Genomic DNA, 23,332 nt, shown 5'->3' with positions numbered 1-23,332 from the left:
AGAGGCGGCCGCAGCAGGAGCAGCGATGTCGGCGCGCCCCCTACCCCGCCCGCGCCAAGCTCTCCGGTGCGGCCAGCTTCAGCACCGCCTGAACCGGCGCCGTCAGCGAAGCCTTGGTCGGCGCTCCGGCGGCCAGCACCGTGTCCAGTCCGGCCGCGGCGATGGCCAGCGGCGCATCGCCCGTCTTGATCGCCAGCGCCTTCAGGGTCTCGGCCTGCTGCTTGATGGCGCGCACGGCCTGCAACGGGTCGCTGTCGAACTGCGTCAGGGCCGAGAACAGGATCCGCATCGCCTGATCCTTGACCGCCACCGCAGCCTCGGCGCCCGAGCGCGGCTTGTCCGCCCGTCGCTTCTGCGGCCCCGCGTAGTCGTCCGAGTTGAAGCGCCGCCGGTCCGGTCCGACATAGCCCACCGCCTCGACCCAGTCGCGCGGCTTGGTCGCCAGGTTCTCGATCCGCCGCTGCAGGTCGCCGCTGGTGAAGGGCTTTCTCAGGAACTCATGCACGCCGGAGTCCCGCGCGCCCTTGATGGCGCTGGCGGTCGCCTCGGCTGTGACCATGATGATCGGCGCGCGTCGGCACAACAGGCTGGAGCGACGGATACGCCGCACCAGAGCCTCGCCGTCCAGCTTCGGCCCCGCCCGCTCGGTGCAGATCAGCCCCGGCTCCATCTCCCGCGCCAGGTCCAGCACGCGCGACTCGTCGCCTTCGACCACCACCTCGCGCGACCCAAACCCCTTGAGCAGGTCCATCAGCAGGCGCGCGGCGGCGGGATTGGGATCGACGATCAGCACGCGCCGCACCACCGGCGCGATCCTCTGCATCGTCTTGGCGTCTAGGGCGAACACGGGGCGAGCTCCATTCCAGAGCCCGACCCTATGCTCGACGGGTTAAGGCGTCGTTGCCTTATCCCAGAATGTAAACTCAGCCTTGGAAGGGATCGCGCATCAGAATGGTGTCGTCACGCTCGGGGCTGGTCGACAGCAGAGCCACCGGCGCGCCGATCAGCTCCTCGATCCGCCGCACATACTTCAGCGCATGGGCGTTCAGATCCTTGAAGCTGCGGACGCCGCCCGTGCTCTCGGTCCAGCCTTCCAGTTCCTCGAACACCGGCTCGGCCGAGGCCTGATCCTTCAGGCTGGACGGCAGATAGTCCAGCACCTCGCCGTTGATGCGATAGCCGACGCAGATCTTCAGCGTCTTCAGCCCGTCCAGCACGTCCAGCTTGGTCAGGGCGATGCCGTCGATGCCGTTGATCGCCACCGACTGGCGCACCAGCACGGCGTCGAACCAGCCGCAGCGGCGCGACCGGCCCGTGTTCACGCCGATCTCACGCCCCACCACCGCCAGGTGCTGGCCGACCTCGTCGTTCAGTTCGCAGGCGAAGGGCCCTTCGCCCACACGGGTCGTATAGGCCTTCACGATGCCCAGCACGTAACCGACGCCGCGCGGACCGATGCCCGAGCCCGCCGCCGCCTGTCCGGCGACCGTGTTGGACGACGTCACATAGGGATAGGTGCCGTGGTCCACGTCCAGGAAGGCGCCCTGCGCCCCCTCGAACAGCACCCGCTTGCCCGCCTTCTGGGCCTGATCCAGCACGCGCCACGCCGGCTTCACATAGGGCAGGATCTTCGGCGCGATCTCCAGCAGTTGCGCCAGCAGGGCCGCCGGGTCGATCGGCTCCAGCCCCAGACCGGCGCGAAGCGGATCGTGGTGCGAGCGCAGGCGGTCGATCTTGATCTTCAGGTCGTCTTCATTGGCCAGGTCGCAGACGCGGATGGCGCGACGCCCCACCTTGTCCTCATAGGCCGGGCCGATGCCGCGCCCCGTGGTGCCGATGCGCGCGCCCGGCGCGCTGGCCGCCGCCTCGCGCGCCACGTCCAGCGCCGGATGGATCGGCAGGATCAGGCAGGCGTTGTCGGCGATGGTCAGGATGTCGGGCGTGATGGCCACGCCCTGGCCCTGGATCTTCTCGATCTCGCCGACCAGGTGCCAGGGGTCCACGACCACGCCATTGCCGATGATCGACGGCTTGCCCTGCACCACGCCCGAGGGCAGCAATGCAAGTTTATAGACCTTGCCGTCGACGACCAGCGTATGGCCGGCGTTATGGCCGCCCTGGAAGCGCACCACCATGTCGGCGCGATTGGACAGCCAGTCCACGATCTTGCCCTTGCCCTCGTCGCCCCATTGGGCGCCGACCACCGCGACGTTCGCCAAGACCGTTTCTCCGCAATCCAGAATGCGGTGGGAGCCTATAACCCCTGAATCGTCCGGAGTCGCCCCACTCGCACGGAATGAGGTGCAGAATTATCCCGCCAACTCGCCGACCGCCGTCTGGAACGCCCATTCCAGCCACGGCGTCGCGGCTACGACGTCCGCCGTCTCGATCGTGCAGCCGCACCACAGACGCAGGCCCGGCGGGGCGTAACGATGCGGCTCCATGTCATAGACCGCCCCCTCGCCTTCCAGCAGCGCCTTGAACCGCTTCACGAAAGCCTTCTGGCCCGCCTCGTCCATCGCCGCGATGCGCGGATCGACGAACTTCAGGCAGACAGAGGTGGTCGAACGGATTTCCTCCCGCTCCGGCAGGAAGCCGATCCAGTCGGTCCGCTGCACCCATTCGGCCAGGGCCGCATAGTTGGCGTTGGTGCGCGCGATCAGCGCGGGCAGGCCGCCCACGGCCTTCGCCCAGTCCAGGGCGTCGATCCAGTCCTCGATGGTCAGGATCGAAAAGGTGTTCATCGCCACCCCGTCCGCCAAGGTCCGATCGAAGCCCTTCTTGTCGACGATCCGCAGCACCTTGGGCACGGCCCGATCCGGGCGATAGGCGTCCAGCCGCGCCACGGCGCGCGGCGACAGCACCATCAGGCCGATGCCCGCCTCGCCGCCCAGCGCCTTCTGGAAGCTGAAGGTGGTCACGTCCAGCTTGTCCCACGGCAGGTCCATCGCGAACGCCGCCGAGGTCGCATCGCAGATCGTCAGCCCCTCGCGGTCATCGGCGATCCAGTCGGCGTCCGGCACGCGCACGCCCGAGGTCGTGCCGTTCCACGGAAAGACCACATCCTTCTTCGGGTCGACCCTCGCCAGGTCCGGCAGTTCGCCCCACGGCGCCGTCAGGGCCTCAGGATCCAGCCCCAGATGCTCCTTGACGTCCGCCAGCCACGTCAGGCCGAAATTCTCATAGGCGACCACCTGCACCGGCCGCTCGCCCAACATGCACCACAGCGCCGCTTCGACCGCCCCCGTGTCCGATCCCGGCGTATAGAGCATGACATAGTCGTCCGGCGGGCTCAGCACCTCGCGCGTCAGCCGCAGTCCATGCGCGAACCGCTCGACCACTTCCGGCGCGCGGATGCCCCGTCCCATCAGGTTCGTCGGCAGGTTCGCCAACTCCCAGCCCGGACGCTTGGCCGTCGGCCCGGCAGAGAACCAAGGGCGAGCGGGCTTGGCGGCAGGCTTGGGCGTCATGACGGTCTCTGAAGTCTCGCAAGAGAGGAGGAAGGCCAAGCCTTTAGGCCATCAACGGCCGGGCTTGTAGGGCCGGCGCTCACGCCATCCGGTCGCAAACCGGACCAGTTCGTCGTCCGGCGTCTCGGGCAGCGTCACCACCAGCTTCGCCATCAGGTCGCCGCGCCTGCCGTTCGCATAGGCGCCGCGTCCCTTCAGACGCAGCACCTTGCCCGAGTTCGAGCCCTTGGGAATGGTCATCATCACCGCGCCCTCGGGCGTCGGCACCTGGATCTTGCCGCCCAGCACCGCGTCCGGAACCGACACCGGCAGATCCATCGTCAGATCGGCCCCGTCGCGCTTGAACACCGGATGCGGCTGGATGCGCAGTTCGATCAGCGCGTCGCCTGACTGACCGCCCCGCCCCGGCGCGCCCTGCCCCTTCAACCGGATGGTCTGGCCTTCAGACGCCCCCTTGGGGATGGTCACGTCCAGCATCCGCCCGTCCGAGAACTGGATACGCCGCGTCGTCCCGGCGATGGCGTCCTCAAGACTGATATCCAGCGTGGCGCGCACATCCTGCCCGCGCCCGCCGCCGAAACCGCGCCCCGCGTTACGCGCCCCGCCGCCGAAGGCGCCGAAAATCTCTTCCAGATCAATGTCGTCGAAGCTGGCCCGCCCGCCGGGACCGCCTTCGCCGCGCCCGCCGAAGCCAAAGCCGCCGAAACCGCCGCCCCCCGGCCGTCCGCCCTGAGCGCCCCCGCCGCCGAAGCCACGGAACTGCTCGCGCCCATCGGCGTCGATCTCGCCGCGATCATATTTCGCGCGCTTCTCGGCGTCGCCCAACAGGTCGAAGGCGGCGGTGATGCGCTTGAACCGCTCCTCGGCGGCCTTGTCGCCGGGGTTCTTGTCGGGGTGCAGTTCCTTGGCCAGCTTGCGGAAAGCCTTCTTGATCTCATCCGCGCTCGCGCCCTTGGAAACGCCCAGTTCCTGATAGGGATCGCCAGCCAATTTTCGCTCCACTCCGGATCAACACAGACCAGAGCGTCAGTTAAGCCATGCGCCCGCCCGCCGAAAGGGGCGGACATGGTTTAGATCGGCGACATCAACGGCGCCACCGCCTCCGCCCCCCAGCCGAAAGCCTCGCCCCACTGGGCCACGGCGACGCGGGCGCTGCTTACGCCATCCGGAAAATCCACCCCCGCCTCCGCCCCGCCATAGACAGCCGCCAGCCCCTCGACCTCCCAGACCCGACGCACGACGGCGCCGTCCAGCACCCGCACCCGGAACCGTCTCGGATCGACCTCGACCGGCTCGCCCTCCCAGCCGTCGCCGCCCAGGCGCACGCGCGGCAGCCAATCCAGTCGCCATCCGCCGCCTTCCGATTGGCCCAGGAGAAGCCGACCTCAGTCGTCCCGGCTCCGCCCGGCGGCGCGCCTGCCGGCCCCGCCCGCCAGATCCGAGGCAATCCGCGCTCGACCGCATCGACCTCCGCGCGCGCCATGCCGCGCTCCAGCACGACGACCAGCGCCCCCGCTTCCGCCCCGCGCGCGGCCGCCTCCTCCGTCCCCTGCTGTCCGCGCAACAGGCCGCTCAACCGCCACACGTCGCCGCCGATCAGTTCGGCCCGGCGAAACTGCACCAACTCCCATCCGTCCACACCGCTCACCGCCAGCAGATTGGCGCCCGACAGCACCGCTTCGACCGCCCGGCTCTGCGGCGCCTGCCCCTCGATCCGCACGCTGAGCACGCCCGTCTCGCCCCAGCGCCCGACCACGCCCGGCCGCAAGGGCGCCGTCAGCGTTCCCACCGTCGCGGGCGTCTCCACCCAACCGCACCGCCCCACTCGGCTTCGCCTTCGGCTCAGCCACCCTCCCCATGAAGGGGAGGGAGAATTCCTGCGCCCCGCCCCTCATCGCCTGCGGCTCCGGCCGTCATTGCGTCCCGCGACCGGCCGCACCGTCAGGAAGTCCTCGCCCGGAATGTCCGGAAAGCCCTGGAAGTTGACCCCGTTCCCGAAGACCCCCACGCAGGTCGCCCACCGCTTGTCGCAACTGCGGCCCGCGACCGCCGCCGCGCCCAATCGGCACCGCCCATCCCCCAGCACCGCATCGCAGCCCCGGCCGTAGGTCCGCCCCACCACCCGCTCCAACGCCGCCATCGGCCCGTCCAGATCGGCGACGAAGCGCCCGTTCTCGCGCCGTATCCGCGCCAGCCTTCCCCTCCACAACCGCACCCTCAGGTCCGGCCGCATCCAGTCCACGCGCCACAGCTCGACCTCGGCGGCGTCATATCGCCCCGCCGCTATGTCCTCTTCGGTGATCGCCGCATCATCCAACCCGCCCGACGCCGACAGCGCACCCGCCGACAGCCCGACCTCGCCGTCGCCCGCCCCGCCGGTCCAGCCGCTGGCCGCCCGGCACGCCACGCCCTCGACCTCCAGATCGCGGTCATGGTCGGTGAAGCCCATCGCCCGCCCGTCAGCCCGCCTCAGAAGCCAGACATGACACAGCGTCGCCGCCCCGCTCTCGATGCGGGCGGCCAGTTCATCTGGAACAGTCCGCATGGCTCAGACCCGCACCTCGATCAGAGGCATGGCGACCATCCGCCCGGCGCCGAAGCTCTCTAGCGTCACCTCCATCCGATCCGCGTCGAACCGCACGGGTACGTCGAAGGCGAAGCCCGCCGTCACCGCCGCGCCATCCGGCGGCGCCGTCGCCAGCGTCACCCGCCCCGTCGTCGCCTCCAGCGAGAAGGCCGCCGTCTCCACGCCCGCCACCGCGACCCGCACCGATCCCTCGACCGGCTTGGCGATCAGGCGTCGGTGATCGCCGTAAGCCTTGCTCAACTGAAAGACGCGCGCCTGCCCGTCTCCCGTCCCGATCCCCTGATCCAGCGGCGCCACGGCCGCCCCCGGCGCCCCGCTCCTGAAGTCCGCAAAGTCGCGAAACCGGAACCCGTGCAGTCGCCCGCGCCGCGCCTCGAAAAACGCGGTCAGCGCCGCCATGTCGTCCAGCGACCGCAACCCCGCCCCGATCAGATAGCGCCTGCGCCCGTCCGCCCAGGGCGTCGAGCGCCGCTCGAACCCTGACGCCAGCGTCGTGATTTCCGTCCTCCGCTCGACCCCGCCGGTCGAGCCGAACGCCAGCCGCGCAGGCAGGCGCACCTCATGAAAGGCCATGCGTCCTCGCTACTTGATGTGGATTGCGTCCCGTCGCGGGACAGATTGCGAACGTTTCGCGAAAAACTTCACCCGACGGCAGTCTTCGGGTTGTCCGAACGGCCAGGCTCAGCCATGCTTTCGTCACAACACGGCCAAGCCGGAAACAAGACAGGAGATCCGCGTGCGCGGCGAAATTCTCAGCTATGACGACGTCTCGGGCACGGGCCTGATCAGCGGCGACGACAGCATCCGCTACGGCTTCACGCGCGCTGACATCCAGGCTGGCGGAACCGTCGCCGTCGGCGCCCGCGTCGACTTCGTGCCGGAAGGCATGGAGGCGACCCAGATCATGATCCTGGCCTCCACCGCCCCCGCCGCGGCCTTCGGCCAGGCCGCCGCCTCGTCGACGGGCGGCGCCCCGCTCGGCGCCTATGATTTCGCCACGGCCATGCTGTCCTTCAACGGCCGCCTGCGCCGCCAGCATTTCTGGATCAGTTGGCTGATCCTGCTCGGCGCCGGCGTGGTGCTGGGCTGGATTCCCATCCTCGGCGGCCTAATCTCGCTCGCGCTGATCTGGCCGAACCTGGCCATCACGGTGAAGCGCCTGCACGACATGGGCAAGTCGGGCTGGTTCGCCGTCATCCCCTGGGTCGCCAACATCATCGGCTTCTTCATGATCATCGGCGCCGTCGGCACCGCCATCATCACCAATCCGCAAGCCTTCGAGAGCGAAGACCCCTCCGTGGCCCTGTCCATGCTGGGCTCGATGATGGGCGGCCTCAGCATCATGCTGCTGGTCGGCCTCGGCTTCCTCCTCTGGATCGGCATCGTCGACAGCCAGAAGGGCGACAACAAGTTCGGCCCCAACCCCAAGGGCGAGTAATCGACCCACCGGTCTGTAAAGGGACGCCTCCGGGCGTCCCTTTCTTTTTGTGCTATCGCTCGACGCGCGGCGCCTCGCTGCTTGAGCTTGTCCGGCGCTATCGCCGGGCGCGCGGCGCCTCACGACTTCAGCGCGCGCCCAACGCCGTCGCCCGCGCCAGTTCTGCCAGCGTCACCTCCCCATCCGCAGCCGCCCGCGTCAGGCTGGCCCCCGCGCGCCCGAAGGCGTCCTCGATCGAGGCCGCCGCCCGTTCCGCCGGTTCCTTCAGCGCCTCCAGCGCCGCCGCGGCCTCCGCCGCCTTCACCGGCACGGCGTCGATCCCGTCCGGCCTGAAACTATCAGTCATCCGGCCACATCTCCTGCATCCGTTCCAGTTCGCCGCGCCCCAGCGGCGCCGCCTGAACCGACCCCGCCGTCAGCATCCGCCACTCCTTCAGCGACAGCCGCCAGAAGCCCTCCGGCCCCACGCTGACTTCGCCCCCGCCAAACTAGCAAACCGGCTGATAAGCTATGCTTGGGATCAGCGCGGCCAACAATTCTGCGGCAAGGACAAGCCGTATTCGCAGAAGCGGTCCATCACCATCATTGCGCTGGCAAACGGACTGGGCAGCCTGCGGGCTGAGGCTGATGCATGGAACGCCACGTTCTTCGCCCTGGGCTTTGCGCTAACGGACATCGAGCGGAACGGCCATCGCTATGCTTTCAATGGCACGGCTCGCTACCTGCTGGGCGTTGCCCAACAAGTCTATCTGGACGAGGCGGCGCGCGTGGAGCAACCGCAGGACGGAGTGCTCGGCCAACTGGGTCTCTGATCCCGCGTCGAAAATATCTCGCCGGTCGTGAGGTCCGGCTATCGCGCGACGGTCCGGCCAGAGCTAAAATGGCGCGGCCTGCCGCCTGCCTTAGAATTGACCGGGGAGCGCTGGAACGGCGTCCGCGCCGCCTACGGGCCCGAAACCGCGCCTAGCGTGGCCACTGCGATCCCGGCCTATGCCGCCGCTGCCGAGTAGCGTTTCACCGTGGCGGGTGAGAGGTCGAAGTGCCGGGCGGTCTGAGTGATGCTGGCCCCGTTCTCCCTGCGCCATGCGACCACGGCGGCGGCGTCTTGAGCCATCGGGCGGCCGAGGCTTTCCTTCCCTCTATGCGTCCTGCCCGTGGCTTCCAGAGCGGCCCTAGCGGCGGCCCGGCCTGCCTGCGTCCGCTCCTTGATACGCTGACGTTCCATGTCCGCGACTTGGGCCAGAACGGCGAGGATCAACTCCCCGACGCCGCGCCCAATGGGGCCGAGGCCGTGAACGTCCACGGTGACGCCCTTGTCGATAAGCAGGCGGACGGTGGCCTGAACGTCCAAGGCGTCCCGGCCGAGGCGGTCAACCGCATAGACATGAACCCTGTCGCCAGACCGGACCTTGCTTAGCAGATCAGCGAAGCCCGGCCGCTTAGCCGCCAGCGTCCCGCCGCTTACGCCTTCGTCGCTGAACTCTTGATCGAAGTCCCCGCCGAGGGCGAGGCGCTGGCTCTCTATGCTCTGGTCCCCGGTGCTGACCCGGTAGTAGGCAATGCGGTGCATGGCTGGCTCATAAGTTATGTGTCGCTCTAAGCTGGCTCATAAGCCCGGCTCAATTTCGCGTCAACATATCTTGTGAGCCATAGCGCATAACCTACGCGCCACGGGCATTCTCGTCCGCTGGTGTCCGTCAGCGTCCACGGGCAGTTGCGCTCCTCGGGTAGGGAGAGAGTTAGGGAGGCCACCGCTCCCGTCGTGATGCTACGTTCTGAATCTGACCTCGGAGAGGGTATGGCTTCCTACAACCTTCTCACAAACGTCACGCTCATGGCGATCCGCGAGCCTGACGTAACTCATCCGGGCATAGTGAAGGTCAGTGCGTATCGTGAGCTTTTGCGCTGACGCTCCTGCTCGCCCCCAACGAGAGCCGAGGCCAACACGTTCCTGTTAGTCAGCAGTTCAATGCTTATTCCTTCAGACGCTGGGACAGACGGAAGTGCAAGGACAGCCATTGATTTTCCAAAAAAAAAGGCTCGCTCCGGCGAGCCTTTGAGATTTTTCAACCCAAAGGACGGCGGAAGACTGATGCTTCCGCCGTCAAATACGCCTTGATTAGAACTTTAGGCGCAGACCAAACGTATAATAACGACCTATAGCGTCGTAAGTTTGCGGGAAGGTGTTACCATTGTTAGACGCCGTAGTGCCAATGTTTGAGCCAACTTCTGGCGGGGCCTCATCCAGCAGGTTGTTGACCGTAGCAGTGAAGCGCACGTTATCAGTGATGTCCCAGCGCGCCGTCAGATCGAAGTAGTTATAAGCTCCGATCGAAGCGTAAGGGGCGTACCAAGTACCGCTGCCCGGTTCTACATCAACGCCCGCTAGGTGACGCCACTGCAGCGAAGCAGCGTAGTCGCCCAACGACCAAGTGGCACGGCTGGTCCAACGTTGCTTCAGACGTGGCTCTCCGCACGAGGTCGAATAGTAGCCAACACAATCACGCAGAACGGAGGCTGGCGTGGCCTGGCTTTCGTTCTTGGTGACGATATTGCCGTTAACGCTCAAATCGACACGCCCGACATCGCCGAATCCGTAGTCGGAAAGTTCGACGCGATAATTGGCCGACAGGTCGAAACCTGACACGCGCTCATTGCCCAGGTTCGAGAGCAGCAGGGCGACGCCGCGCGCCTCCACACCGTTGATCGAACCGTTGGCCGTGTTGCGGCCAATAAGCTGACAGAACTCGTTGAACGCCAAGCTGGGGTTCAACGCAGTGCTGTAGCAACCTTGGATAACGTCGTTAACGCTATTGCTGCTAACCGTCTTGTCGATCTTGATATCGTAGTAGTCGACGCTCAGACGCAGGCTCGGCACGAAGGCAGGCTGCCAGACGGCGCCGATGGTCCAAGTGTCAGCCTCTTCCGGGCCTAGGTCGGGATTACCACCAGTCAGAACGTTGACCTGCCCCGAATTTGGCGCGGCGACAAAGCCGACAGCGGCCGTCGGCACGCCGGTGAGGCGGCAGAGGTTGCTGAGCGTCCCTGCCGTATTAGCTTGCCCGGCATTGATGCTAGACCCTTGGCAAGGGTCAACTGCAAGGTTGTTCAAACCGGTGACCTGCGGATTGAACAGTTCGCCGATGTTTGGAGCGCGGGTGGCGCGTTGAAACATGGCTCGGATACGCAGATCCTCGATAGGAGACCAATCCCCGCCGAGCTTGTAGCTGCCGTAGTCAGTCTTTTTGCCTGAGGCTTCGAACTCAGTATACCGATAACCCGCTTCCAGGTTCAGGCTGTGAACGAACGGCATATTCTCGACCAACGGGATCGACAGCTCGGCGAAGGCTTCGCGCATCTCGAATTCGCCCTCGCGGTCCGGCACCGGAGCGCCGGTGCCCAGAACTTCACCGTTGATCTGTGAGGGTGCGTCAGCGCGCGTAGCAGCGCTGGAACGGCGCCACTCCAGACCGAAGGCGGTCGCGATAGGACGGACCGCCCACGGGCTGCTCAATTGATCCGGGAGAACACCCGAAATCGAGCCCGAGACCACATCCTGTTCAATCGTCGTCTTATTGATCGAGGCCAGATTGATGTAATCGATCATCGCTTGGGTGATCGAGCCTTCAGCGCCAAAGACGTTGATCGGAACGCATCCGGCGACCGGCGTGGAGGAGCCTGGCGAGATACATTCAGAGGAGGAAACGGTGTTCAGAGCGTTGCGCAGCTTGGACAGAGAACCCCAATCGCGACGGGTTACGAGTTGCTCAGTCTCACCGTGCGATGCGTAGATATCGTAGTTCCAGCTGGCGCCAATGTCGCCACGGATACCTGCCAAAAGCTGCAGCGTCTTGTTCTCGTAATCCACCGGCCGGCTGCCCATCTCGGTGAAGCGGCGATTAATCGTCAGTGGAATGATGGTGGAGCCGCCTGCGCCGGCGACACAACTCGCAGCAGGAATGCCACGAGCCGCACAGAGTTGCTGACGCATCGGCTCTGGAATGAACGGGTTGCCGATCGGCACGCTGTAGGTGTTTCCGAAAGTGCCAGTCGGCGCGTTATCCAGCGACACGTCGCTCTTAACGTAGGTCAGGTGACTGTAGACTTCCGCCGACGGGCTGATCTTGTAAGACCCTAGGGCGTTGATCTGATAGCGGCTGAGGGGCGTTTGATAGAGGTTGAACGGGTTGTAATTGTAGCCGGCCGCATTGTAGGCGGGATCGCTCGAACCGATCAGGGCCCCTGTCGCCGGATTGATCTCGGCGCCAGCCGGAAGCGGCGTGCCGCCCGCAACCGGCGTCACGCCGAAGCGGCCAGGAACCGAAGTGCCCGAACCCAGCGGAGCGCCGGTATTGGACGAACGAGCCACCAACCCCCACGGGCGCTGGTCCTGATATAGTGGATCTGTCTTAGTGTAGCCGAAGCTGACGACAGCGTTGCCCCGATCGTCGGCGAAATTGCCGCCAACGGTCAGGTCGATCTTACGGCGAACGGCGTCGTTCTCTTCCGAAAGACCATAGGAGGAAGCGAACTCAACGCCCTCGAAATTGTCCTTCAGGATGAAGTTAACGACACCTGCGACGGCATCTGCGCCGTACACAGCCGAGGCGCCGCCGGAGACAACATCGATGCGCTCGACCAGCGCCACCGGAATAGTGTTGGTGTCGACCACGCCTTGCAGGTTGAACGGCACAACGCGGCGACCGTTGATAAGGACCAAGGTGCGGTTGGTGCCCAGGCCGCGCAGGTTGATCGTAGCGCCGCCGCCCGAGCCGTTGTTGGTGGCTGAACCGACGGCTGGCACGGCTGCGGGCAGGTCTTTGACTAGCTCTTCAACAGCCACCGGCTGCTCAAGAGCAATTTCTTCGGCACCGACCGACGAGATCGGGCTTGCCGCCTCATAGCCAGGCTGACGGATACGCGAGCCGGTGACGACGATGGCGCTGACCTCGGACACTTCCTCGCCCGTCGACTGCGCCATGGCAGGCGCGGCCATGAAGCCTAGCGCCGCTCCCCCAATAATTGTCGTTGCGAGCAAGTGCTCGCGGATGAATCTCTTCTTCAAGAGAGCCCCCTTCTGAAAAACGCGCCCCGCACTGCCGAAAGTAGGCCACATGATCGGACCGCAAACCGAACGACGACAGTTGTCGACGCAAGCTCAACCATAGCGACACACTTGGACCCTTAAGAAGCCACATTTCTCTCAAAAATGGACTAATTGAATCTATTTGACCTTTTTTTCGCCGTGCTGGCGGAAATGTCACAGGGACATTCCGCCGCCATCGGCTCTCCATGTCCGGTGGGCCGTAGCGGCTGATGAGGCGGTCTGCTCTTCGGCAAGCTGATGAACCTCTCGACGGATATCCGCGCCGACCTGAATCAACTGGTGACGAGCGAGCAGCACATCTTGCTAGCTTCATGGCTAGCTCCCTCCTGCAACTGCCCGCCAGCCCTGAGCGCGACCTTCGGTGCCGACTATCACAAGGACAGCCGCTTGCGCCTTCAGCAGTACGACTGTGTTGCTGCAGACTATGCTTGACGCCGAGCGTCCGCTGTTCCTGTGCATGCCCGAAGTCTGGGAGCACGATCTCTATGCGGGCTATGACCTGGACATGGTGGGACGGGATGTCCGCCTGCACGCCAGTATCAACAACCTGCTCGACGAGGTCAGGCCCTCCCTGCCGACCGGGGATGCCTTCAGCGGGCGCTTGGCCAAATGTAATGGCGCCTATGACACGGTTGGCCGCCGTTGCTGCTTAGGCGTCACGATCAAGTTCCAGGCCGAGCGAAGGGAGCCAATGCCGGTAGCCAAACCTTACCACCCGGATTATTATGGATCTTTTGCTCTTACACTAGTTTAAACATCGAAGTTGTACATCATACGCTCAGTAAACAATCGGCATAAAACTTCAAGGGACCCCCTCCGATCCAGAGCACGCTTGCGTCTAACCTTCGGCTGAAGGTCAGACAGTATGTAGGTCCCACGTATCAAGCGATGCGGTTCATAGGTGCGTCGACCACGCGGGGCGGCGCTCCACCCTTAAAATTTTGATGGTCCCGTGAGTGGAGCAGTGCGGCAGAACGCCAACACCCGCTCAAAGCCGGGCCACGAAGCGTTAGCTTGAATACCTCACGCCAGACACATTGGTTCAGCGCCCCACGCTCCCGCCCCAACCTGCAGGGCAGAATCGCCGAATGATTGACAGAGAGCTCGGGTTGTGGCGACATTGCTCGTATTCATAAAGATACATGCTCAGCAATAAGAGCATGAAAGGGGAGTGACCGTGAGACATCATACCCGCGCCTTGGCCGTGACCGCCGTCGCGGCCGGCCTTTCCGTCCTAGCGAGCGCCGCCTCCGCACAGGACGCCGTCCAGGTCGATGAGATCATCGTCACGGCGCGTAAGACCAGCGAACGCCTGCAAGAAGTGCCCCTGGCCATCACCGCGTTGAACGCCGAAGAGATGCAGCGCCGCGGGATTCGCGAAGTCACCGACCTGTCTTCGATCGCGCCCGGCTTGAACATCGAAAAGGATCAGGGTCGCCGCTTCGAGCGCCCGGTCATTCGCGGCCAGGCCAACGTCTTCGGCTCGCCCAACGCCGCTTCCTTCATCGATGGCGTCTATATCCCCGACAGCCTGTTCGCGACCGAAATGGCTTTCGTCGACCAGGTCGAAGTGATCAAGGGACCGCAGTCGGCCCTGTATGGCCGCCAGACGTTCTCGGGCGCCATCAGCTACACGACACGCAAGCCGTCGCAGGAGGTCGAGGGCCTGATCCGCGCGACCGCAGCCGAGCATGACGAATACAACTTCCTGATGGGTCTGAGCGGGCCTCTGGTGAAGGACGTGCTGTCCGCCCAGGCCTCGGTCAACTATTACACCTATGGCGGCGAGTATCGGAACAATGCGCCCGGCACGCCCAGCGACGGCAAGACCATCGGTCAGGAAAAGACCGTCGGCGGCACCCTTGCGCTGATGTACACGCCGACATCGGAGTTGAGCTTCATCCTGCGCGGGTCGTACGCCCACAACAACGATGGCCATGAGCCGATGGCGATCCAGCGCTCGACCGCCAACAACTGCTACCTGGATACCCGTACCCAGTACTACTGCGGCGCCATCAACGTCACTCCCGACATGATCGGCCTGAATCTGGACGAAGTCGGCGGCGGCGGCGTCGAACGCAAGACCGGCCGACTGAGCCTGACCGCTGAATACGATCATGGCGGCTACACCCTGACCTCGATCAGCGCCTACAACGACTCCGAAGAGCACCGTAAGGCCGACCTCGATTACCTGCCCCAGCGCCTGCTGGGCGGTTCGTTGCATGTCGATGATCGGGTGAACATCAAGGGCTTCAGCCAAGAGTTCCGCATCGCCTCCCCGCGCGCCGAACGCCTGCACTGGATGGCGGGCGCCTACTACTTCAACAGTGATCGCTGGGACGGACGCTATCGCTATGTGTCACGCGGCCTGCAGAACAACGGCACGATCGAAACCGAAAACCTGGCGGCTTTCGGCCTGGTCGGCTTCGACTTCACCGACAAGCTGTCTGGCACGGCCGAGGTGCGCATCGCCGAGGAGAAACTGCACCTGACCGGCGGCGACTCCAACTTCGACTATGAGGCGACCTACCGCTCGACCAATCCTCGCTTCACCCTGTCGTACAAGGCCACCGACGACCTGATGTTCTACGGCCTGGCAGCGCGCGGCAACAAGCCGGGCGGATTCAACACCGACGTGCGCCTGAGTCCGGCCGATCGTTCCTACGGCGAGGAAACCGCCTGGAACTATGAACTGGGCTTCAAGAGCGACCTGTTTGACCGCCGCGTCCGCCTGAACGTGGCCGGCTACTACATCGACTGGTCGAACCAGCAGATGACGCAGGTGGCCAACCTGTCGGCGACCGAGACCGTGTCCTTCATCCGCAACGTCGGCGAAGTCGAGGTCAAGGGCGTCGAGGTCGAGGCCCAGACCAAGATCACCTCCGATTGGTCTGTGCGCGGCACCTTCGCCTATGCAGACTCCGAATACACCAACGCCACGGACCCGGATTTCGCCACCCTGACCGGCGGCGATGGCGACGTGCGCGGCAAGGCGATCCCCAACGCGCCCAAGATCCAGTATTCTTTGGGCAGCAACTACGCTTGGTACGTCGGCGAGAACCGCTTCTTCGTCGACGGCACCTATTCCTTCCGCTCCAAGAAGTATGATCAGGTCGCCAACCTGGCCTGGGTCGACGGCCGCGACACCGCCAACGTGCAGCTTGGCTGGGAGCGCGGGCCGCACCGGGTGATCCTGTTCGGCCGCAACATCTTCGACAACATCGATCCGGTCGGCATCGTCCGCTACTCGGACTTCACCACCAACCGTCGCGGTTTCGTAGGCTCCCTGCCTCGCGGTCGCCAGATCGGACTGACCTACGAAGCCAACTTCTGACCTTCCTTCCAGAAGCCGGCCCAAGGCCCGCGGTTCACGCCGCGGGCCTTTTCTTTGCAGACTGAAGGCGGGCCAAGCCGGCGCGGATGCAAAAAGACCCCGGACGCCTATGCATCCGGGGCCTGTTCGGACCAGACCGCAGTTGGTCAGCCGATAAGGGCCGAACCCCGACGCCCTTCGGCATCGGGCTTTTCGCCGAGCACAACGTACCAGGCGCGCGGCCCATCCCGCATCCGCACCGTCGTCTCCAGCACCTCGTCGGGAGCGAACCCCGCCTCGAGCATGACTTCGGGCGCCTGGGTCGCCAGGAACTCGTCCCAGAAGGGCTCGTCATTGTTCTTGGTCTGCCAGGCGAAGATGAACTTCTCGAAGGCGCTGAAATCGGCGCCCTTCATCGGCACATCCTGATGCACCACCACGCCGCCGGGGCGCAGCACGCGGCGCGCCTCGCTGAAAATGCGACCGAGCGAGGCGCGGGAGACCTCGTGCATCATGTTGTGCGACACGACCAGGTCGAAACTTTCGTCCTCGAAGGACATGTCGCCCGCATCCATCTGACGGAAATGCGCCTTCAATCCCATCGCCTCAGCGCGGAGGTGAGCGTAGCGCAGCAGGCCCGGCGCCACGTCGACGCCGTAGACCTCCGCCTCGGGGAAAGCCGCCGCATAGCCGACCGTGGCGCCGCCGGAAGAACAGGCCAGATCCAGGATGCGACGCGGCTTGAAGCCGGGATAACGCTCAGCCAGGAATTCGATGACGGCCGCCGACTTGGAGTCGCGCGTACCGATGCCGACGCCCAGAGAATAGGCGTTGCCCCCGCTCTCATAGAAGGCGCCTGCGACGAAATCTTCCGTCGAGCCTTCTCCCAGCATGTAGCCGCCCGGCTGGCCGTGGATATGGCCCGCATAGGCGTCCGAAGGAGCGACAAAGGTCGGGCTGGTCTCGCAACTGCCGCCGGCCGGCGCATTGGCCAAGCCGGCAGCGACCGCCTTCATGCGCGGCAGTTCGCGCTGGATGGTCTCGCCGACCGAGTTCCACATGACATCCTGGGCGCTGCGGCTGAAGGCGCTCCAAATCTGGTAGAAGGGATCGCCGACCATGGCGGCCGTGATCTCCTCGACCGTTTCAGGCGCCTTGCCGGACGCCGCGGCGTAGGCAGGGCCGGCGCGGGCGTCGAGCGCAGTCCTGTTGGCGGCCTCGTAGCGGCGCAGGCGGTTCTTCAGTTGGACGATGTACTGAGTGCGCGCCGCCTCGTCGTGAAGCGGCCGAGCCAGAAGGTCATGTGTGGCCGTACGGTCGATGATCATGCGCTCTCCTCCATGTTCGACTGGCGTTCAGTCCTTCATGATGTATTATCTCAAATACCTCTTGTGCGGAAGTCTCTTTGTCGGACCGGATCATGCCCTCAACGTCGCTTCCTGCTCGCGCCGTCCGCTCGACGGATCGCCATCGACCGGATTTAGGCGCGCGCGGCGTCGTCGCCTTGCTGACCCCGGCCGAGAACCCGACAGCCGAGCCTGAACTGTCGGCCCTGCTGCCCCCCGACATCAACCTGCTGACGGCGCGCATGTACGCGCCGAACGCCGAGATGAACGTCAGGCTCAAGGCTTATGAAACACGACTGGAGGAATGGCTCACGCCATTCAACGAGGCGCCGCTGGACGCCGTCGCCTTCGCCTGCACCGGCTCGACCTATCTGCTGGGCCCGTCGCGGCGGCGGCCGCAGGCGCTGGAGCGTCTCGACGGCCCCTGCCCCGTCGTCTGCGCCGCTGACGCCCTGAAAGACGCGCTGCAGTCCTTGGGCGCGCGCCGCATCATACTGGTCAGCCCCTACCCGTCGGCGCTGACGACCGCCGCCGAGATTCATTGGCGCGCCGCCGGCTATGATGTCGTCGCCGTCGTCCAGTCGCCCCTAGCGCCCGGCGCAGCCCACCCGATCTACGGCCAGACGGCCGCCACCCTGCTGACAGGGCTGCGCCAGGGCGTGAAGGCCAGCGTCGCCGACGCCGTCGTCGCCATGGGCACCGGCGCCCCCAGCCTGGCCGCCCTGGCCGTCGTCAGCGACGAGACCGACGTCCCGATCCTGTCATCCAACCTGGCCACAGCCTGGTCCGTCGCGCGCAACCTGGGAATTGAAGACCGCCCGTCGATCACGGCGTGGCTGACGCCCGATGCGCCCTGGCGCGAACGGCTATGGAGCCGCTTTCCCGCCGTTCGCGACCGCTTGATGAGCGCCTGACATCCTATTCTGATTTCGTTTCGAGGAGTTTTCTGATGTCCACGCCCAAACCGCCCCGCCCCACCTTCTTCGAGGACACGGCCAACGACCGCCTGACCGCCATCATCACCGCCCTCGTCACCGAGGTCGCGGGCCTGAGCGACCGAGTCGCCACGCTTGAGGACCTGTTGACCGCCCAGGGCGTCCTGACAGCCGACGCGGTCGATCATCATATTCTGACCGAGGCGCAGCAGACGGCCCGTCGCGTGCGCCACGCGGCGCTGACCGACCGCGTCTTCTATGTGCTTCAGGAAGAGGTCGACGCCCTCAAGGGGCAGTTGGGCGCCTGATATGAAAACGGGCCGGGACGCCCTGCATCCCGGCCCGCGGCCCCTCGCCCCGCTCCGCTTTCGCCGACGCTCCCTCAAGCAGCGACGCGCGGAGGAGCTCGCCTCAGGTCAGCGTCGCCGCCTTGCGCAGGCCATCGATCATCGACGAACGCATCACATAGTCCTTGTGCCGCACGGGATCGGCCAACATGGCCTGCATCTCGGCCATCATGACCTTGCGGCGTTCCGGATCGCGCTCCTGCATCCGCCCACGGTTGCGATCCGCCTGCGCCAGAATCTCCTGCTCCGCGATGGGACGGCGCTGCCGGGTGTAAAGGTCCAGCAGACCTTCATCGGCACCCTCCAGAACCGCCTTGAGTTTCTCGGTCAGATTGAAGGCGTCGTGGACGCCGCCGTTCATGCCCATGCCGCCCGAAGGACTGTTGATGTGGGCGGCGTCGCCCGCCAGGATGACCCGGCCGCTGCGGTAATCAGGCGCGATCCGCATATGCACGCGATAGGGGCGGATCTCCAGCACCTTATAGGGTTCATTCCGAGCGACGATCGCCTGCAGCTTGCGCTCGATGCTGGCGCGGTCCAGCGCGTCCTCGATGGTTTCTTCGCCGCGCGGATAGAGGCTGCAGCGCCAGAAATCCTTGAGCTTGAGCAGGGAGAAGGTCCCGCCCTCGGTCCAGCAGTAGTTGACGTTCGACAGGCCGTCGAGGTGGTCCTCGAAGGGGAAATCCGTAATCGCCAGAATGGTCGTCTCGGGATAGGTCTTGCCGTCCAGATCCCAGCCCAGCAGGGTCCGCACCGCGCTGCGGGCGCCATCGGCGCCGATCAGATAGCGGCAGCGTAACGCCTGCGTCTGGCCATCCTGCTCATAGAGCACGCTGACGCCGTCCTCGTCCTGCGTCACGCCGGACACCGTCGCGCCCATACGGATATCGACGTGACGAGCGTCCGCCAGATGGTCGGCCAGGATGCGGCACAGACGGAATTGTTCGCACTGAAGCCGGAAGGGATGCTGGGTCTCGCCCTTCAGGTAGGACAGGTCGAATACGGCGCGCTCGCCTGTCTCATGCTGACGGATCTGCCACTGCTCGCACTTCAGACCCTGTGCGATCAACGGATCGGCCAGGCCGTACTGGGCCAGCATGTCCAGCGTTGGCGGGTGAAAGGTCGAGGCCCGCAGGTCTTCCGGCAACTCCGCTTCCGCCTCAAGGACGACGGCCGAAATCCCGAAAGCTTCCAGCCGCAAGGCCGCGCTCAGCCCGACCGGGCCGGCGCCGACGATGACCACTTGGGCGTCCCATTGCTGCATACTGGCGACCTCATGCCTACTTGTATCTGACTTAATACATTTGTTCGCCGATCCGGCAAGAGGGCAGTCGCAACCTCATGTGCGGACGGGGTTCGACTTCAGAACCGTAGGCAGTCCGATCAGACGCAGTGCGGCTTTGAATCCGCGGCATCGTCTCGCCTTGCGACCCGCCCCAATCACGTATTAGCTTAAACACAACACAAGTCACCACAGTATCAGGACGCCCGCTCATGGCCCTCCCCGCTTCTCCTTTCGACTGGGCTCCCCAACTCGTCACCAGCCTGATTGACGGCGCCTATGTCGGTGAGCGCGGCGGCCAACGCCTGCCCGCCTATTACCCCGGCAACGGCGAGATCATCTCGGAACTGCAGGAGGCTGACGCCAAGGAAGTCGATCGCGCAGTCCGCTCTGCCCGACGGGCCTTCAACGACCCGGCGTGGCGCGACATGTCGGTAGAGGCCCGCCAGGCGGTGCTTTACCGGATCGCCGACGCCATCGACGCAAACGCCCTGGAACTCGCAACGCTGGAGACGCTGAATGCAGGGATCGTCCGCCGCGACGTGCTCAGCCGTCAGGTTGTGCGCGCCGCCTACAACTTCCGCTTCTTCGCCGAGGCGATCAGCCAACAACCGGGTCAGGTCTGGCAGCAGATCAAGGATCACCTGACCTTCGTCACCCGCCACCCCGTCGGGGTGGCCGCCCTGATCGCGCCGTGGAACTCGCCGCTGGCGCTGGCCTCGATGAAGGTCGCCTCGGCCATCGCCTTCGGCAACACCTGCGTGCTGAAGCCGTCGGAGCAGACGCCGCTGTCGCTGGCCCGGATGGTCGAGATCATCAACACCGTCACGCCGCCGGGTGTGGTCAACCTGGTAAACGGGCGCGGCGCGGCGACAGGCGCCGCCCTGGTGGATCACCCCGAGGTCGACCTAATCGCCTTCACTGGCGGTACCGAGACAGGCCGCCACATCATGCAGGCGGCCGGGCGTCGGCTGAAGCCGGCCGCGATGGAACTGGGTGGAAAATCGGCCAACATCATCTTCGCTGACGCCGATCAGGAACGGGCCTTGGACGGCGCCCTGATCTCCATCTTCTCGAACAACGGGCAACAGTGCCTGGCCGGGTCGCGCATCCTGGTCCAGGATTCCATCTTCGACGAGTTCGTCGGCCGCTTCGTCGAACGAGCGCAGAAAATCCGTGTCGGCGACCCTCTGGACGACGCCACCGAGATCGGCCCGATCGCCTCAGCCCGTCACCGCCAGCATATCCTGTCCTATGTCGACATCGCACAGAGCCAGGGCGCGACCCTGCTGACCGGAGGCAAGGCGCTGGACCGGCCGGGCTATTTCATCGAGCCGACCGCCGTCCTGGCCCCCAGCAACAGCGACCGCGTCTGCCAGGAGGAAATCTTCGGCCCCTTCGCCGCCTTCGTGAAATTCAGCGACATGGAGGACGCCGTCCGCATGGCCAATGAAAGCCAGTTCGGCCTGGTCGGCTATTGCTGGACGCAGAACATCGACAAGGCCCTGCGCGTCAGCCAGGCGGTGCGGACCGGTCTGATGTGGGTCAACACCCCGATGGTGCGTGAACTGCGCGCGCCTTTCGGGGGCGTGAAGGATTCGGGCCTCGGCCGCGACGGGGCCGCCGCCTCCATGGCCTTCTTCACCGAAGAGAAGACGACGACCCTTCCGCTGGCCGACGTACCGCTGCGCAAGTTCGGCGTCTGATCCCGACGGGGTTGTGGCGGGCCTGTCCCGCCGCGCTTCGCGTCAACCGATGTGGCGCCACTGCGGACGGGCCGAGCTGTTATCGCGCGTCAGCAGCATGTGGTATTCATACTGATCGGGATTATAGAGGCCGACCTGATGCTCGAACGGGCGGCCGTCGCCGTCGAACACCGTCCGGCGCAGGCGCAGCAGCGGCGCCCCGATAGCCACATTCAGCTTATTGGCCGCCGCATCGTCGGCTGGAATGGCGCTGATGGTCTGTTCGGCGCGCTGCGCGCGAATCCCGCCGCCTTCAAGAATACGCATGATCGGGCGGTCATCGATAACGCTCCTGGGCGTCAGGTGGGCGACGGAGCGAGGCAGCCACACCGTCGTCACCGACAACGGCTTGTCCTTGAAGAAACGCAGCCGCTCGATGCGCAGCGCGCGATCGTCGGCCGAAAGATCCAGCGCCTGAAGTACGGCGGCAGGAGTCGGCGCCTCCGGTTCATAGGCCAGCAACCGCGCCGTCGTCTCAAGCCCCAGGGTGATGAGGTTCTCGACCAGACCCGACACCCGGCTCTCCTCTCGCTGCGCCTCGTCGGCGCGAGGGGCGACAAAGGTGCCGACGCCATGCTTGCGCCGGATCCAGCCTTCGCGCTCCAACAGATCAAGCGCGCGCCGCACGGTTACCCGCGACACGTCATAGGCCGCCGCCAGCTGCATTTCAGACGGCAGCGGCTGTTCCGGCGCAAAGGCGCTGTCCTTGATCTGCTGGCGCAGGATAGTGGTCAGTTGGTGGTAGATCGGCAGACTGCTGGATCCGCCGTCCGCCTTGAGGCTGCGCCGACCGATGTCGGCTCCTGCCCCAGCGCCCTGTCTGGCCAAGCTTATCCTCCACACGCTGGCGTCTGCGCCTGCGTCGTCAATTAGCGAACTTGTTCTTATTATCAGACCTTAGCGGCTTGGCTACTGCGGGTTGTCTCCGTCGCCGCGGCAAGCCACACAAGACGGCATGACATCCGCTTCGCCGACAGACGCCGCCCTGGATCTTCGTCCCGACCTTCTGGACGATCAGCTGCCCGTCCCCCTTTACCACCAGATCCGTCTGCTGCTGGCCGAGCGCATCCGGCGCGGCGCGTTTCCGGCCGGCTCCCTTCTGCCCGGCGAACACCAGATATCGGAAATGCTGGGCGCCTCGCGCATCACGGTCAAGCGGGCGCTCAATGAGTTGGCCGAGGCTGGTCTGGTGACACGTCATCGCGGGCGCGGCACGGTGGTGACGCCGCAGGTCGAACTGCCTGTGGTGACGGGTTCGTTTTCCACCCTGATGGATTCGCTCAAGACCATGGGACACGAGACCCAGGTCGAACTGCTGGAGAGCCGGGTCGAGGCGGCCGACGCCGATGTCGCGCGCGCCTTGGCGGTCGACCCCGGCGCGCCGGTCCAACGCATCATCCGCCTTCGCCGACTGGGCGAGACGCCCTTTTCCTATCTGGTGTCGTGGCTGCCGGATTTCGTCGCCAGCAGCTGCGATGACGCCGCCTTTGCCGAACAGTCCATGCTGGATCTTCTGGAGCGAGCCGGCGCGACCCCGCATGAAGCCGAGCTGTGGATTTCAGCCGTGGGGGCGGACACCTCCGCAGCCTCGGCGCTTGAGGTAGCGATCGGATCGCCCCTGCTCAGGATCGAACGGATCATGCGCCGGTCCGACGGGACGCCGGTCCAGTACATTCACGCCCATTATCACGCTGACCGATTCCGCTATCACCTGCTCAGCCGCCGCGAGGAAGGAAACTGGCAGGACGGCGCCTGATTTCCG

20 protein-coding genes and 2 pseudogenes are annotated in these 23,332 nt (G+C 65.3%); 7 read left to right on the top strand and 15 right to left on the bottom strand.

Features of this window, described 5'->3' with window-relative positions:
* Positions 1–40: 40 nt before the first annotated feature.
* From AC52GN_RS02870 to AC52GN_RS02835, 8 genes and pseudogenes are all read right to left on the bottom strand, one after another.
* On the bottom strand, positions 41–847 hold the full coding sequence (locus tag AC52GN_RS02870; protein ID WP_496528121.1) for a response regulator: 807 nt from the start codon (positions 845–847) through the stop codon (positions 41–43).
* A 76-nt stretch (positions 848–923) separates the two neighbouring features.
* Positions 924–2,219: an adenylosuccinate synthase gene (locus AC52GN_RS02865; protein ID WP_496528120.1), complete on the bottom strand. Its 1,296-nt coding sequence runs from the start codon at positions 2,217–2,219 to the stop codon at positions 924–926.
* 90 nt (positions 2,220–2,309) lie between these two features.
* Positions 2,310–3,470, bottom strand: a complete 1,161-nt coding sequence (locus tag AC52GN_RS02860) for a phosphoserine transaminase (RefSeq protein ID WP_496528119.1) — start codon at positions 3,468–3,470, stop codon at positions 2,310–2,312.
* A 51-nt stretch (positions 3,471–3,521) separates the two neighbouring features.
* Positions 3,522–4,460, bottom strand: a complete 939-nt coding sequence (locus AC52GN_RS02855) for a DnaJ C-terminal domain-containing protein (RefSeq protein ID WP_496528118.1) — start codon at positions 4,458–4,460, stop codon at positions 3,522–3,524.
* Between the two features lie 80 nt (positions 4,461–4,540).
* Positions 4,541–4,795: a hypothetical protein gene (locus AC52GN_RS02850; protein ID WP_496528844.1), complete on the bottom strand. Its 255-nt coding sequence runs from the start codon at positions 4,793–4,795 to the stop codon at positions 4,541–4,543.
* 185 nt (positions 4,796–4,980) lie between these two features.
* Positions 4,981–5,259: pseudogene (locus AC52GN_RS02845) on the bottom strand (GTA baseplate fiber-binding domain-containing protein); the annotation flags it as partial.
* Positions 5,260–5,361: 102 nt separating this feature from the next.
* The gene (locus AC52GN_RS02840) at positions 5,362–6,015 is read right to left on the bottom strand and encodes a phage/gene transfer agent baseplate hub protein (RefSeq protein WP_496528117.1); all 654 of its coding nucleotides are present in this window, start codon (positions 6,013–6,015) and stop codon (positions 5,362–5,364) included.
* A 3-nt stretch (positions 6,016–6,018) separates the two neighbouring features.
* Positions 6,019–6,630, bottom strand: a complete 612-nt coding sequence (locus AC52GN_RS02835) for a phage distal tail protein, Rcc01695 family (RefSeq protein ID WP_338576430.1) — start codon at positions 6,628–6,630, stop codon at positions 6,019–6,021.
* Between the two features lie 163 nt (positions 6,631–6,793).
* Here AC52GN_RS02835 and AC52GN_RS02830 point away from each other — a divergent pair, with 163 nt between their 5' ends.
* Positions 6,794–7,495, top strand: coding sequence for a DUF805 domain-containing protein (locus tag AC52GN_RS02830; RefSeq protein ID WP_291777964.1), 702 nt, complete (start codon positions 6,794–6,796; stop codon positions 7,493–7,495).
* Between the two features lie 133 nt (positions 7,496–7,628).
* On the opposite strand, the pseudogene AC52GN_RS02825 reads toward AC52GN_RS02830, so the two are convergent.
* From AC52GN_RS02825 to AC52GN_RS02810, 4 genes and pseudogenes are all read right to left on the bottom strand, one after another.
* Positions 7,629–7,841: pseudogene (locus AC52GN_RS02825) on the bottom strand (phage tail tape measure protein); the annotation flags it as partial.
* Positions 7,834–7,962, bottom strand: a complete 129-nt coding sequence (locus AC52GN_RS02820) for a phage tail assembly chaperone (protein ID WP_496528116.1) — start codon at positions 7,960–7,962, stop codon at positions 7,834–7,836. The pseudogene AC52GN_RS02825 and the gene AC52GN_RS02820, both read right to left, overlap by 8 nt.
* 521 nt (positions 7,963–8,483) lie before the next feature.
* Positions 8,484–9,065, bottom strand: a complete 582-nt coding sequence (locus tag AC52GN_RS02815; protein ID WP_496528115.1) for a recombinase family protein — start codon at positions 9,063–9,065, stop codon at positions 8,484–8,486.
* A 549-nt stretch (positions 9,066–9,614) separates the two neighbouring features.
* A complete protein-coding gene (locus AC52GN_RS02810; RefSeq protein WP_496528114.1) occupies positions 9,615–12,560 on the bottom strand; it encodes a TonB-dependent receptor domain-containing protein in 2,946 nt (981 codons plus the stop codon).
* Positions 12,561–13,026: 466 nt separating this feature from the next.
* Here AC52GN_RS02810 and AC52GN_RS02805 point away from each other — a divergent pair, with 466 nt between their 5' ends.
* The gene (locus AC52GN_RS02805) at positions 13,027–13,356 is read left to right on the top strand and encodes a hypothetical protein (protein WP_496528113.1); all 330 of its coding nucleotides are present in this window, start codon (positions 13,027–13,029) and stop codon (positions 13,354–13,356) included.
* Between the two features lie 423 nt (positions 13,357–13,779).
* The gene (locus AC52GN_RS02800; RefSeq protein WP_496528112.1) at positions 13,780–15,936 is read left to right on the top strand and encodes a TonB-dependent receptor; all 2,157 of its coding nucleotides are present in this window, start codon (positions 13,780–13,782) and stop codon (positions 15,934–15,936) included.
* A 146-nt stretch (positions 15,937–16,082) separates the two neighbouring features.
* Here the strand turns inward: AC52GN_RS02800 and AC52GN_RS02795 are convergent, their stop codons facing one another.
* On the bottom strand, positions 16,083–17,243 hold the full coding sequence (locus AC52GN_RS02795) for a class I SAM-dependent methyltransferase (protein ID WP_496528111.1): 1,161 nt from the start codon (positions 17,241–17,243) through the stop codon (positions 16,083–16,085).
* Between the two features lie 92 nt (positions 17,244–17,335).
* On the opposite strand from AC52GN_RS02795, the gene AC52GN_RS02790 reads away from it, so the two are divergent.
* Positions 17,336–18,175, top strand: a complete 840-nt coding sequence (locus tag AC52GN_RS02790; RefSeq protein WP_496528110.1) for a maleate cis-trans isomerase family protein — start codon at positions 17,336–17,338, stop codon at positions 18,173–18,175.
* 35 nt (positions 18,176–18,210) lie between these two features.
* A complete protein-coding gene (locus tag AC52GN_RS02785) occupies positions 18,211–18,504 on the top strand; it encodes a hypothetical protein (RefSeq protein ID WP_496528109.1) in 294 nt (97 codons plus the stop codon).
* A gap of 103 nt (positions 18,505–18,607) precedes the next feature.
* Here the strand turns inward: AC52GN_RS02785 and AC52GN_RS02780 are convergent, their stop codons facing one another.
* Positions 18,608–19,807, bottom strand: coding sequence for an FAD-dependent oxidoreductase (locus AC52GN_RS02780; protein ID WP_496528108.1), 1,200 nt, complete (start codon positions 19,805–19,807; stop codon positions 18,608–18,610).
* Positions 19,808–20,037: 230 nt separating this feature from the next.
* Between AC52GN_RS02780 and AC52GN_RS02775 the strand changes: the two genes are divergently transcribed.
* Positions 20,038–21,531 (top strand): aldehyde dehydrogenase, encoded by a 1,494-nt coding sequence (locus AC52GN_RS02775; RefSeq protein ID WP_496528107.1) that lies wholly within the window; start codon positions 20,038–20,040, stop codon positions 21,529–21,531.
* Between the two features lie 42 nt (positions 21,532–21,573).
* On the opposite strand, the gene AC52GN_RS02770 is transcribed toward AC52GN_RS02775, so the two are convergent.
* A complete protein-coding gene (locus AC52GN_RS02770) occupies positions 21,574–22,398 on the bottom strand; it encodes a GntR family transcriptional regulator (RefSeq protein ID WP_496528106.1) in 825 nt (274 codons plus the stop codon).
* Positions 22,399–22,525: 127 nt separating this feature from the next.
* On the opposite strand from AC52GN_RS02770, the gene AC52GN_RS02765 reads away from it, so the two are divergent.
* Positions 22,526–23,326 carry a GntR family transcriptional regulator gene (locus AC52GN_RS02765; RefSeq protein ID WP_291775924.1) on the top strand — a complete coding sequence of 267 codons (801 nt, stop codon included), beginning with the start codon at positions 22,526–22,528 and terminating at the stop codon, positions 23,324–23,326.
* The last annotated feature ends 6 nt before the right edge of the window (positions 23,327–23,332 follow it).

This window comes from Brevundimonas sp. SS2672 (assembly GCF_059579685.1).
Note: the sequence above shows the minus strand (reverse complement) of the source record. Positions and strands in the feature narration are given on the sequence as shown.

Coding starts and splice junctions, on each gene's coding strand:
- AC52GN_RS02860 (WP_496528119.1), bottom strand. CDS start 3,470: ATGACGCCCAAGCCTGCCGCCAAGCCCGCTCGCCCTTGGTTCTCTGCC.
- AC52GN_RS02840 (WP_496528117.1), bottom strand. CDS start 6,015: ATGCGGACTGTTCCAGATGAACTGGCCGCCCGCATCGAGAGCGGGGCG.
- AC52GN_RS02835 (WP_338576430.1), bottom strand. CDS start 6,630: ATGGCCTTTCATGAGGTGCGCCTGCCTGCGCGGCTGGCGTTCGGCTCG.
- AC52GN_RS02815 (WP_496528115.1), bottom strand. CDS start 9,065: ATGCACCGCATTGCCTACTACCGGGTCAGCACCGGGGACCAGAGCATA.
- AC52GN_RS02805 (WP_496528113.1), top strand. CDS start 13,027: ATGCTTGACGCCGAGCGTCCGCTGTTCCTGTGCATGCCCGAAGTCTGG.
- AC52GN_RS02795 (WP_496528111.1), bottom strand. CDS start 17,243: ATGATCATCGACCGTACGGCCACACATGACCTTCTGGCTCGGCCGCTT.
- AC52GN_RS02790 (WP_496528110.1), top strand. CDS start 17,336: ATGCCCTCAACGTCGCTTCCTGCTCGCGCCGTCCGCTCGACGGATCGC.
- AC52GN_RS02785 (WP_496528109.1), top strand. CDS start 18,211: ATGTCCACGCCCAAACCGCCCCGCCCCACCTTCTTCGAGGACACGGCC.
- AC52GN_RS02780 (WP_496528108.1), bottom strand. CDS start 19,807: ATGCAGCAATGGGACGCCCAAGTGGTCATCGTCGGCGCCGGCCCGGTC.
- AC52GN_RS02775 (WP_496528107.1), top strand. CDS start 20,038: ATGGCCCTCCCCGCTTCTCCTTTCGACTGGGCTCCCCAACTCGTCACC.
- AC52GN_RS02765 (WP_291775924.1), top strand. CDS start 22,526: ATGACATCCGCTTCGCCGACAGACGCCGCCCTGGATCTTCGTCCCGAC.